Annotated in this window: 11 protein-coding genes, 1 pseudogene and 1 riboswitch; of the genes and pseudogenes, 2 read left to right on the top strand and 10 right to left on the bottom strand. The window is 39.2% G+C overall.

What is annotated here, in order from left to right:
- Window positions 1–558: 558 nt before the first annotated feature.
- From QUF94_RS25115 to QUF94_RS25090, 6 genes are all read right to left on the bottom strand, one after another.
- A complete protein-coding gene (locus QUF94_RS25115; protein WP_289318503.1) occupies window positions 559–1,665 on the bottom strand; it encodes a tartrate dehydrogenase in 1,107 nt (368 codons plus the stop codon).
- 104 nt (window positions 1,666–1,769) lie between these two features.
- Window positions 1,770–2,525: a maleate cis-trans isomerase family protein gene (locus QUF94_RS25110; RefSeq protein ID WP_048684160.1), complete on the bottom strand. Its 756-nt coding sequence runs from the start codon at window positions 2,523–2,525 to the stop codon at window positions 1,770–1,772.
- A gap of 35 nt (window positions 2,526–2,560) precedes the next feature.
- Window positions 2,561–3,454 (bottom strand): hydroxymethylglutaryl-CoA lyase, encoded by an 894-nt coding sequence (locus tag QUF94_RS25105; protein WP_289318502.1) that lies wholly within the window; start codon window positions 3,452–3,454, stop codon window positions 2,561–2,563.
- A gap of 20 nt (window positions 3,455–3,474) precedes the next feature.
- Window positions 3,475–3,972: a LeuD/DmdB family oxidoreductase small subunit gene (locus tag QUF94_RS25100; protein WP_289318501.1), complete on the bottom strand. Its 498-nt coding sequence runs from the start codon at window positions 3,970–3,972 to the stop codon at window positions 3,475–3,477.
- Window positions 3,972–5,255 (bottom strand): 3-isopropylmalate dehydratase large subunit, encoded by a 1,284-nt coding sequence (locus tag QUF94_RS25095; protein WP_289318500.1) that lies wholly within the window; start codon window positions 5,253–5,255, stop codon window positions 3,972–3,974. Before QUF94_RS25095 ends, QUF94_RS25100 begins: the two co-directional genes overlap by 1 nt.
- Before the next feature lie 10 nt (window positions 5,256–5,265).
- On the bottom strand, window positions 5,266–6,465 hold the full coding sequence (locus tag QUF94_RS25090; protein WP_289318499.1) for a CaiB/BaiF CoA transferase family protein: 1,200 nt from the start codon (window positions 6,463–6,465) through the stop codon (window positions 5,266–5,268).
- 531 nt (window positions 6,466–6,996) lie between these two features.
- Here QUF94_RS25090 and QUF94_RS25085 point away from each other — a divergent pair.
- Both QUF94_RS25085 and dapA read left to right on the top strand, forming a co-directional pair.
- Window positions 6,997–7,671, top strand: a complete 675-nt coding sequence (locus QUF94_RS25085; RefSeq protein WP_289318498.1) for a GntR family transcriptional regulator — start codon at window positions 6,997–6,999, stop codon at window positions 7,669–7,671.
- 384 nt (window positions 7,672–8,055) lie between these two features.
- A riboswitch (Lysine riboswitch) is annotated at window positions 8,056–8,234 on the top strand.
- 135 nt (window positions 8,235–8,369) lie between these two features.
- A complete protein-coding gene (dapA, locus tag QUF94_RS25080) occupies window positions 8,370–9,266 on the top strand; it encodes a 4-hydroxy-tetrahydrodipicolinate synthase (protein ID WP_289318497.1) in 897 nt (298 codons plus the stop codon).
- Window positions 9,267–9,952: 686 nt separating this feature from the next.
- On the opposite strand, the gene QUF94_RS25075 is transcribed toward dapA, so the two are convergent.
- The 4 genes and pseudogenes from QUF94_RS25075 to QUF94_RS25060 form a co-directional block, all read right to left on the bottom strand.
- Window positions 9,953–10,093 (bottom strand): IDEAL domain-containing protein, encoded by a 141-nt coding sequence (locus tag QUF94_RS25075; RefSeq protein ID WP_289318619.1) that lies wholly within the window; start codon window positions 10,091–10,093, stop codon window positions 9,953–9,955.
- Window positions 10,094–10,378: 285 nt separating this feature from the next.
- Complete coding sequence (locus tag QUF94_RS25070; RefSeq protein WP_289318496.1) at window positions 10,379–11,005, bottom strand: hypothetical protein; 627 nt, start codon at window positions 11,003–11,005, stop codon at window positions 10,379–10,381.
- Complete coding sequence (locus QUF94_RS25065) at window positions 10,989–11,477, bottom strand: hypothetical protein (protein ID WP_289318495.1); 489 nt, start codon at window positions 11,475–11,477, stop codon at window positions 10,989–10,991. Before QUF94_RS25065 ends, QUF94_RS25070 begins: the two co-directional genes overlap by 17 nt.
- A gap of 604 nt (window positions 11,478–12,081) precedes the next feature.
- Window positions 12,082–12,237: pseudogene (locus tag QUF94_RS25060) on the bottom strand (JAB domain-containing protein); the annotation flags it as partial.
- Between the last annotated feature and the right edge of the window lie 214 nt (window positions 12,238–12,451).

Below are 12,451 nucleotides of genomic sequence, written 5' to 3'. Positions count from 1 at the left end.
CCAGTCTCTGCACAGGATTCATAACATTCATGCATCTTTCGATTGGTATAAAACGCTTACATAAATAGCGAAATAATCTCAACGTGACCGGAAAAACTATACGATCGTAACTAAGGAATTAGACTTCTCTTTACTGCTAGGTTTCTTATATCTCAGCAGCAAACTATTACAGATTCCTAAAACTTTATAGCTTGTATTCCTCAAATCCCTCCTCTTTTTTAAATTTTAAATATTCTATTTAATTAACATATAATATCAGTCGTTTACCGTCAACAGTCAACAAAATGAACTTTAAGATCTTTAACAGACCCTTTTTAGCTAGGCAGGATTTTCACAGGGCTATAAACGAAAATCCACCTAAGCCTTATACCTGTTTGTATCACTCACTTTAGCTTTCTTTGTGAAACATATGATTGTTGCCACTCCATTACTAAAACAGTATTAAAGCAATAACTCCATCCCCTTGAAAATGAAGCCAGGAATAGCCCTAAACTCCTGTTAGCTAAAGAATGACCTTATTTCAGCCACCATTAATAGTTTAGAATTAAATGCTATAAATTATAGAGTAGGTTGAACAGTCGAATTATTACTAGTGTGAGAATCTTGGATTCGATCTATAACTCTAGCACCAACTTGAGAGGTGCTAGAAGTCCCGCCCATATCTGGTGTCAATACGTCTGCTTCGATCATTACTTTTTCTATGGCACTTAAAACCCTTTTACCCCAATCCTTGTGACCGAAGAAATCTAACATCTGACTAGCGGACCATATTGTAGCCAATGGGTTAGCTATTCCTTTTCCTGCGATATCCGGTGCCGAACCATGAATTGGCTCGAACATGGACGGGTACTCTCGTTCAGGATTGATATTTGCACCCGCAGCAAGACCTAGTCCCCCTGCAATGGCGGCTCCTAAATCAGTAATGATGTCTCCAAATAAATTGGAAGTGACCACCACTTCAAATCGCCATGGTTGCTTTACGAAGAACATGGCAGCTGCGTCAACTAGATATGAATAAGTTTTCACATCAGGATACTCTTTGGCTACTTCGTTAAAAACCTCATCCCAAAATACCATAGAATAATTTAATGCATTCCCTTTACTAATGCTCGTCAAAGATCTTGCCTGTTTTCTTGCTTCTTCGAAGGCATATCGAATAATCCGTTCAGTGCCTATTCGAGAAAATATACCAGTCTGCAAGACCACTTCATTTGGTTGCCCTTTAAATAACCAATCACCGGCCCCTGCATATTCGCCTTCACTATTTTCACGGATGACCAACATATCAATTTTTTCACGACTTACATCCTTTAAGGGACAGGGCGCTCCTTCTAGAAGTATAATCGGGCGGATATTTACATACTGATTAAAGCCTTTGCGAATTTTTAGTAATAGGTCCCATAAGGAAATATGATCAGGAACACCTGGATACCCGACTGCTCCTAAATAAATGGCATCATAAGCCTTTAGCTGTTCTAATCCACCTTCCTCCATCATTTTTCCATGCTCAAGGTAATATTCACAGCCCCACGGAAAATAGGTGAATTGAAATTCAAACGATCCGTCCAGTTCTGCTGTTTTGTTTAATACCTTGATTCCTTCGGTCAATACTTCCGGCCCGATTCCATCACCGGCAATAACGGCGATTTTATATGGTCTTTTCATCGTTTTTCCCCTATCTAATTCGATTACTGGAGCCGCCATTTAAGAAAATGGCGGCCAGTTCTACGGGATTCTTACTTTTCTAACGGTTGATTAGTTCTTAATTATTAATACTTCCCTGATAACAAGGCTCCAGCATTCGGAACTTCCGTATTAAGACCTAATTGCTTAAGTATCTTATAAACCGTAGCAACTCCAGCAGATAGAACCGGTACCCCTAAACGATCCTGCACCTCTTGAATGGCTGGAAGAGAAGGCATCTGAACGCATGCCGATAATACCACAGCATCTGCACCTTCAATATTCAAATGATCTGCATGCTCAATCAGGTTCATGGGATTTAAACGGCCAACTTCGAGGTTGTCTGCCACTTCTAAACTTATAGAATCGATGACCTCAATACCAGCCGCATTCAAATATTCAATAACGGTTTTCGTAAGGGGCTTCATATACGGTGTAATGATAGAAACCCTTTTTGCACCTATAGTGTTTAAACCTTCAATTAATGCACCCGCACTGCTGACGATTGGAGCTGCCCCACCATTTTCCTCGGTCGTCTTCCCTAGGCGTTCTTCAGAGATCTCGTGGTATCCAGGACCTTGACACATGATGGCAACCAAACAAGCATATGCCAAAACATCACATCGAGCGTCAGAAAGTTCAACCGCACAACGATCGCTATCCACGTCCATTTTTTTCAACTCTTCTGGATTAACATGCATCATGCGCATACGTGATGAATGGAATGTGAATGTTTCTTCCGGTTCTACCTGCATCCTAGAATGAAGCATGGCTGGAATTTCTGTTTCCATTGTGGTATTTGAACTTGGTACGATAAGACCTACTCGATAATTTTTGCTCATGTTTGTTCCTCCTAAAAAATTTTATATTTGTTGGATCATGCTTTTACTTTGTGGTAATGACCTTTTAATTCACGAGTGGTCAAAGGCTCCACTAATTCTACACAATTAAGGAGGGAAGGAAGATCGATTCCTGTATCAATCCCCATTTCATGTAGCATGCATACTACATCTTCCGTAGCAACATTACCTGCCGCTCCTGGGGCAAAAGGGCATCCACCAAGTCCACCGATGGAAGTGTCAAAACGTGTGACCCCTACTTGAAGAGCCGCTATAATATTCGCCTGGGCAAAGCCATATGTATCATGGAAATGGGCGGTGATCATCGCTTTCGGTTGCCCCTGTGAGATCTGATTGAATAAATCATGAACTTGTGCTGGATTTGCACGGCCGATTGTATCACAAACCACAATTTCATCCACGCCTAAACTGTCAAATTGGCGAATGATTTCCAATACTACATCTGGATGTACCTTTCCTTCAAAAGGGCACCAGAACGAAGTTGCGATATTAAATCGGATAAACATGCCATATGCTTTTGCCTTCTCAATGACACTACTAAATTTAGTGATAGACTCTTCTCTGGTCATTTTGACATTTTTCAAATTAAAGCTGTCACTTGCACCCACTACAATCGAAAGGGCATTTACCCCATTCTCAACCGCCCGGTCATAGCCTTTTTCATTCGGAATCAGGGCCATGTACTGCACATGACTTTCACGTTCCATTCCTCGGAGCACTTCTTTAGCGTCCTTCATTTGGGGCACATACTCCGGATGTACAAAAGATGTCGCTTCCATTCTTTTAATGCCGGTCTTGTTTAACTCATTAATCAGATTAATCTTTTTTTCTGTCGGGATAAAATTCTCCTCATTTTGAAGACCGTCCCTTGGTCCAACTTCGATTATCTCTACGTTCTTAGGTAAATACATGGTTAAATCTCCTTTCTGACTTACGAGATACCTAGTTTATTAGCTAGATAGGGCTCTAAACCGCCAGCCGTCACCATTTCTATTAAATGTTCAGGGAGTTTTGTCCCTTTGTATTCTGCCCCTTGCGTGTGGTTAATGATTTTACCAGCCAATAGATCCACCTCAATCTCATCCCCTTCTTGAATGACAGAGGTGTCCATCATTTCCACGACCGGAAGACCAACATTGATTGAATTGCGATAAAAAATACGTGCGAAGGATTCTGCAATAATTGCTCCGATTTGGAGATGCTTCAAAACCATTTGTGCCGTTTCCCGACTTGAGCCTGAACCGAAATTATTACCTGCTACCAGTATGTCACCAGGCTGAACTTTCTTAGCAAAACCAGGATCAATCGCTTCCATGGCATGTACGGCCTGTTTTTCTACAGGCAAACTCATGTATTGCCCCGGTGAAATGATGTCAGTATTAATGTTGTCCCCATATTTCCATACACGACCTCGAATGATGACTGACATTACGCTCTAACCTCCTTTGGTAAGTATTTACGCGGATCAGCGATTTTCCCCTCGATTGCAGTGGCAGCGACCGTTGCAGGTGACCCTAGGTACACTTCCCCTTTTGGAGAACCCATTCTTCCTCTAAAGTTCCGGTTCGACGATGACATGACCACCTCGCCTGCCCCGATGACTCCGCTGGTGAATCCTCCACAAGCGCCGCAAGAAGGCATGTTTACAAAGCAGCCCGCTTCCGTCAGAATATCGAGAATTCCTTCTTTATTCGCCTGCATCCAAATGTGCTGTGAGGCTGGTACCACGAGGCAGCGGATATTTTTAGAGATCTTTTTCCCCTTCAGGATTTGGGCAGCAATCCGCAAATCCTCTAATCGACCATTCGTACAGGAACCTAAATATACCTGATCCACTGCTTTTCCTTCTACTGCACTGACAGGGTGAACATTATCGACTTCATGCGGACAGGCTACCTGAGGTTCTAATTCAGAAGCGTTAAAATGTAAGGTTTTGATAAACGATGCATCATCATCACTCTTTATCATATCTAAGTCTTCGAGAACAGCTTTGGAGCGTAAAAAATCAGTAACTGTTTCGTCTGGTTGTATCAGTCCTGTTTTTGCACCTGCTTCAACTACCATATTAGATAAAACCAAGCGTTCATCCATGGACAAGCCTCTAATGGCACTACCTGAAAATTCAATAGTTTGATACGTTGCTCCTGCATGTCCAATCTCTTTGATAGTTTTAAGTACCAGATCTTTGGAGTACACCCCCTGAGGCAAGATTCCATCCCAAACAACTTTGATTGTTTCCGGAACCTTTAACCAGGTTTCGCCCGTCAATAAGACCCCAATCATTTCGGTGGAACCAATACCGGTTGCGAACGCTCCCAGTCCACCCGCCATACATGTATGGGAATCTGTTCCAAGGATCAATCTTCCCGGACGGACATGCCCGTGTTCTACGATCACCTGATGGCAAGGACCTTCATATTCGTAATAATATGGAAGTTCCTGTTGTCGAGCCCAATCCCGAGTGAACTTCAGAATATCTGCTTGCTGAACGGTCGCTGGAGGGGTACAGTGATCAGAAACAACAACAACCTTATCTTTATCAAATAATTTCCCTCCTAGACGACGGAAACCACCGTCTACCAGCCAGGGTCCGAGCAAATCATGCATCATCGCGATATCTACCTTGACCCAAACAATCTCGCCTGCTTTCACGTCAGGCTGTCCAGAGGCTCTTGCCAAGATTTTTTCCGACATAGTCATTCCCAATATCATCCAACCCCCTTTAGATAATTCCTCTTTCCTTCAGGCTTCTGATTTGTTCTTCCGATATACCGATTTTCTCCGATAACACTTCATTCGTGTGCTGACCTAATTTCGGGCCTGCCCATTCGATATTACCAGGAGTTTCACTCATTTTAGGCACGATTCCGGGCATTTTTAATGTCCCTATTTCATCTACATTAACTTCTTGAATCATTTGACGAGCTTGGTAATGCGGATCGTTCACAATGTCCTCAATGGAATAAATCGCACCGGCTGGAACCTTTGCGTCATCTAAATGATTCATGACTTTATCGAAAGGCATACTCCTGGTCCATTCTTCAATTAATGCATCTAAGAAATCCGCATGTTCAGAGCGTTTCGAGTTGTTTTCAAAACGAGTATCCTCCGCTATATCACTGCGCTTCATTGCAAGCATAAGGCGTTTGAATATAGCATCACCGTTAGCTCCAATAACCACATATTTTCCATCACTACATAAATACGTGTTGGATGGAGTAATTCCCGGAAGCGTACTTCCCGTTCTTTCACGAATGACTCCGGCACGGTCAAATTCTGGAAGGGTACTTTCCATCATGCTAAATACAGATTCATACAAGGCAACATCGATCACTTGTCCTTCTCCACTTCCGTTCACATCTCGGTGATGGATGGCCATCAATGCTCCAATGACCGAGTATAGTGCAGATAATGAATCACCAATGCTTATCCCTACACGTGTAGGGGGACGATCAGGATAACCAGTTATGTAACGTAGCCCACCTAGTGCTTCACCGATTGAACCAAATCCAGGCTTATCACGATATGGTCCATCCTGTCCATAGCCTGATACCCGAATCATAATTAGACGCGGATTGATTGCCTTTAACTCTTCATAACCCAACCCCCACTTTTCCATAGTTCCAGGTCGGAAATTTTCTATTAAAATATCAACTTCTTTTACAAGTAAACGAATCAATTGCTGGCCTTCAGGATCACGCAGGTTAATCGTGATTGATTTTTTATTTCGGGATTGAATATACCACCAAAGGCTGGTTCCATTCTCGACTACTCTCCATGTTCGGATCGGGTCGCCTGTCTCAGGAGTTTCGACCTTAATTACCTCTGCTCCAAATTCCCCTAATAGTCTAGATGCGGAAGGCCCAGCTATCAATTGTCCCATTTCTAGAACTCTTAATCCCTCAAGTGCTTTCTTTGCCATATCAAACATCCCCTGAATTAAATATTTTTATTTATGTAAATCTATATTTCTTGTGAATTTCGATACATACGTTCTTATGATTAAATCTTTCATTAAGTAAGCGATTTCATTTCTAAATTCTAACCTCATTATTGTAGACTGTCAACGGTTAACATTAAATTTTCTGACTTTTTATTTTTTTATTTTTTTATTTTTTTATTTTTTTATTTACTTTATTATTAATTCATCTTATTTAATTCCTTCACCTTAGATATTGACATGGTGTGAATGTGTATATCATAGTTATACTGTTCTAGCTTTTGATTTACACATGAAGTATAGTAAACTAATTGTAAGCAAATATTTATGCGAATCGTTAATGCAAAAGCCTTTTACCGTGAAGCATTCAATTAAGAAGTTTACAAGTAGACAAGGGAAAATTCGGGAGCCCTCTAAAATACATAAAAACTTTATCCAGTAAATTTTTCAAATACATTAATTAATGAATCAAAGTATAAGTTAAAGTTATTTTCATATCCTAGGGGGATTGTTGTGAGGGAAATTAAGAAAACTGAACCGCTTCATAGCCAGGTTTATACTATTGTTAAAGAAATGATTTTGGAGGGAAAATACCAGCCCGGTGAACGACTAGTCGAAACCAAGGTGGCAGAATTCATTGGGGTAAGTAGGGGGACAGTTCGCGAAGCGTTTCGAATGCTTACAAAAGATGATATGCTGGTCCAAGATGGTAATGTCTTATTGGTTTATAACCCTACTACTCAAGATATTTTAGATATCTATGAATGCCGGAAAAGTCTTGAATCACTATCAGCAAAGCTAGCGGCAACTAATATCACAGAGGAACAATTAAACGAATTAGAACATATTATTCATGAATCCAAGGAAGCCCTGAATAAAAATGACAAGAAAAAGCTCACACTCTTAAATCAACAATTTCATGATATCATTGCATGTGCATCTCTTAATAAGCAGCTTATTAAATTATTTGAAGTAATTAAAACAAAAGTACTCTATATTCGGAACTGTATCCTTAAGGAACATACCGATAGCTTTCCTGATCTGGTCGACGATCACATCCAAATTTATTTCGCTCTTAAAAATCGAAATCCTTTAAAAACCGAAGAAAAAATGGGTGAGCATATCCAAAGAAGCTTAAAGGTTGCCCATTCAGCATTAAATGAGCAAATGGATTTAAAAAACAAGTAAACTATATTACCTTGGGATCCCATGCTAAATGAAAAGTTATTTCAATGGGAGCAATAATACAAACGAACTCTATTTAAAACTTCGGTCAGTTTTACTCTAATGTAAAGCTGCCTTTTTTGTATGTTTTTATGTTCCACATATTAACTATAAATTAGAATTAACACCCTGCCCTAAAAGGGTGAAACTTTTCATACAATTTGTTTTATAAAACTATTATATTGAGTCTACATAATAACTAAAAAAGATGAATCCACCCCAATACTGTAGCCTTTTCCATCGTTATCCATGTATTCTTAAAAAAAACTTCAAAATTGACCTTGCAATAGAAAGGATTACTTGTTATATTACAGTCAATTAAATATTTTCTTACTTCATACTTTTTGAAGTGAGGATAGAGGAGCAAAGACCATTAGTACACATTTTGAGGAGAATGAGATCCTATGACTATTGTGGAAAGGGGAATTTGCCGAAGCGGAAAGAATCTCATGTTCTTGAAGCTGGTTCTGCTATTGAATAAATACAGGACTGTCATATAGGAAACTATATGGAGGGCTATCTTACGCGCGGAAACATTTTTTTGATAAATATTGTTTCTACTGCAGCAGCGAATCCTCGTTGTTGCTTTTTTGCGTTTATTCCTGAATGGCCCTAACCACCTCTGAATTTTTTTAAAAAATTATACAAAAGGGTGTGAAGTTATGAATTTTGGCCAAGTTTTAACCGCAATGGTTACCCCGTTTGATCATAATAATGAGGTTGATTTTAATGCTACGAGAACTTTAGTAAATTATTTAATTGCTAATGGTTCTGATGGATTAGTTATAGCTGGTACAACTGGAGAGTCTCCTACATTAACTGCAGAGGAGAAAGTAGATTTATTCAAAATTGTTGTAGAAGTTGTTAATGGAAGAGTTCCAGTCATAGCTGGAACTGGCTCAAATAACACGAAAGCTTCTATCAGCTTAACACGGCAAGCAGAGGCAGCAGGCGTTGACGGAATAATGCTCGTTACCCCCTACTATAACAAGCCGTCTCAAGAAGGATTATTTCAACACTTTAATGCTATTGCCCAATCAACATCATTACCGGTAATGCTTTATAATATCCCAGGACGGAGTGTTGTAAACATGTCAGTAGAGACGATTGTTAGTCTCTCAAAAATTAACAATATTGTGGCAGTAAAAGAAGCAAGTGGTGACTTAGATGCCATGGCACAAATCATAAGCAAAACAACTAGTGATTTTACATTGTACAGCGGCGACGATGGGTTAACATTACCGGTTTTAGCCATCGGTGGAACAGGCATTGTTTCGGTTTCTTCACACATAATTGGTAATGAAATGCAAGAAATGATCAATAGCTTTAAAAATGGTGATGTCCATGGTGCCGCTACTACACATCGTAACCTTCTTCCAATTATGAAAGCATTATTTGCTGCACCAAGCCCAGCACCGGTAAAATCAGCATTAAATATGCGGGGTTTAAATGTGGGAGGTGTCCGCTTACCATTGGTCCCTTTAAACTATGAAGAAAAAAGAGCACTACAAATAGCTCTACACCCTAGTAACGTAGAAGCAATTTTGTTAAATAAATAAATAAATGATTCATATAGCGAGTCTTTAATACAGATTTTCTAATTAATAATCATATAAACTGGAGAAATTTTAAAAAGCAGTGCAACTCCGAAAGAAGTGCACTGCTCTGCTTTCTAATCGATGCACGACTCAGGGTTAAAAGCTAGTAGAAATAGTTAGAGATAGCTAGAGATAATAAAGTTAAAGATATTATTACGTCAACTGAACCAACATTAATTATATAGCCTGACCTTTAATTCACCAGGTTTTCCAACAATTTGTACAACGGATAGAGCATCCCGACGCTAGCCCAGTAGGTCCCAAAAATCCCCCGGAAGTTTCAGCAATAGGACACCCAAAAAAAATCTTCCTTAAGTTATAAATAATTCAAAGCACTGTAGGCAAATTAAAATATAGGCGTATATTCTAACGAGGTTTATGGTACATTACAAAAATAGATTTCTTCTTTTGATAGCTTTTTTAAGCTATTCATAAAAAAGAACCCTGAATTTGACTTTTCTTATTTATTCTTATAGATGGAAGCATTTAATCTACTTGAAGGAGACTCTTTTATGTCTATAGAGTGGTATTTATTAAGGTCCCCGTAGCATATCTAAGACCACTTAAATAAAAAAATGAATCAGAAAGAAATTAAGCAGCATTACCTGATCCATTATTCTACTTTTATTTCCTTTATTGAATTCCTTTTATCTTGTTAAATAAAGAATTAAGTTAGGAGTTATATTTTTTATTAAGTTCTGTTTGTTTGCATTTAATGTTGTACGTTTTAATTCATTTGTTAATCGGAAAAACTCTACCTTATTTCGGTTTTTCAATGAGTCATCGATTTGTTTTTCAATTTGGACTTTCCTGTAATCGGCAAGGGCTTTTTTAAGTACATTTCAGCGATCACTTCAGGTTCCAGTAGCGTTTCAGGCAATTGCTTCTCCATAAGAAACCAACTCCTTTACCTTTTTTCTATTATACTGAGTACCTTGAGGATTATTATTATTTTGTAAAGTGCTTGTCTGGCTCCTTTTTCTATTTTCCATCGGAATTATCACACCGGGCAAAAGATCCTTAAAAGGCTAGTTTCACAACTATCCTTTTAAGGACCTTTTTTTGACCGCTTATTAAAAATAATCCTCAAAGTTCAATAAAATGGCCTTCATGGCTTGGCTTGAGTTTCCCTTTTCTTTAATCCTTTTCAGAAAGTCCATGAACAAAATCACCAGTAAATCCTCGACCTTCAACTCTTCATCCATCAAGTATGGGGAAATGTCATGCAGGAATACCTCACCCCGGTAAATCTCCGACTCCTTTATTCGAAGGGTGATCTCTGCTCGTTTTTCTTCTGAGGTCACCTCGATTTCCTCTTCCCTTTGCTCGAAAGAGAAAAGGTTGGTCGTCACCTGCTTCAATACCCTTTTTTCAATCATCGGCCGTTCCAGGAATTTTTTCTTGGAAGAAATCAAAAAGGGACAGATCTGTTCATATTTGGCCCCTTTTTTCACTTGTTCCAAAAAATCAAAGTATAAGAGGGCGATAAGGTGATACAAACTTAGGTTTTGCGGAGCCTCTTCAAACAAATCCTTCATGTCCTCGACGAATACCTCCCCCCTTAAAAATTCATAATAGGGTACCTCGATTTGCAGATATCGATATTTTGGTAAGAAGTAATCAAAAAAACTCTTTTTTTCCTTTGTCCCATAAACCAGCTTGTTCGATAAAAGGTTGAATTGACTATAGGATTTCTTCAATGGAACCCCCTCTTTCTAACCAGGCAACCGTATGATGGATCATGCAAAAGGCAACCCTCCGATCGGAAAGGTCCTTTAAGATGGCGACTTCATGCAATCCTCCCCTTTCGCCGTATTCCGTTTCCAGCAAGTAGGTATGCATATATTCCTTCGTGTCCGCATAGTCCATTGCATAATTCACATCCTTCCATCTAGTCAAACCGAACCTTAGCAATAAGGTATTGCAGGCCGTTTGCGTCAAGGATTTTCCCGTTTTTTGCTTATATATCGGATTTAACGTTTTGCAAAGGGTCCGGAGCTTGACCTTCATGACATAATCGACAGGGAACTTAATGTCATGCTGCTTGTCCTTCCTGACTTTCCTAACCGACGTTATTTGGTACGAAGAACCTTCGGAAGATGTTTTTTGAATAGCTTTTGGTTTTGGATCCTTTTTCTTCATTTCCTCGAAAAAAGGGTTCAATGATGTCATCCCTTCCCTCCTCTCCCCTCTCATTCTGTAAAAATGGGAACATACCTTAGGGTCACTTTGCCAGTTTTCCACTTTACTAACAATATAGTGGGGAAGAGGTCACTTTAGAACCGGGGAATGTATGAGCTTCCTTTACCATGGCGATACTATTTAGCAAGAATATTAAATTGCGAGGGATATATATGATGAAAAAGAACAAAAAGGATACGGAGATAAAGAAGCAGTTTGCGAAATTAATGGAACAGGCGGGTAAAAAGGCCGGAGGAAAAATTGTAAAGGTAAAGATAAAGTAAGAAGAAAGAGAAGGAATAACATTCTGACTTTTATTACAAGCGTAGAATATTTACTCAGCAAATTGTTCCTTCTACCCGAAGGCGCTACTGTAAGTTTTTGAGGTTGCATCAAGCAACCGTCAAGCAGGCTCGATGCCTGCTCTAAATCGAGAAAAAACGGATGTTTTATCTCCATGCGTGAACGCACCAGCTGACGATCCAGCCGGTGTGCCTCCTTTTATTGGTTATTTCCTTCAGTGCTTTTCCAAAGGTACCCAGTCCCTATAAAACAAAAGGGAGAACCATCCCCCTCTTGCTCGTCTTTCTTCTTATTAAAAATACCCCTTTTCTTTTAAGCTAACATACTTACCCGTATGGGAAACAATCAAATGGTCTAAAACTTCAATCCCTATAATTTTCCCTGCTTCCGCCAATCGCTTTGTGACTTCAATGTCTTCCATACTCGGGGTTGGGTCACCCGATGGGTGGAAAAGGACATGTTTCTCCTTGGTAAGTTCGGTTATACCTAACTTATCCATTTTTTGATTGTATTTAAAATAAGTTTGATCAAATTGATATTTAAAAATCTTGGTAAACGAAAAGAAAGAGCGTGTTTTGAGATTGATCAAAACACGCTCTTAATATATTCAGTTGAATGATTCTTTTATAAAATTGTTTGATCATTTTCCATACTTCTTAATG

Origin of the sequence: Peribacillus sp. NJ4, from assembly GCF_030348345.1 — a bacterium.
Taxonomy (GTDB): domain Bacteria; phylum Bacillota; class Bacilli; order Bacillales; family DSM-1321; genus Peribacillus.
Note: the sequence above shows the minus strand (reverse complement) of the source record. Positions and strands in the feature narration are given on the sequence as shown.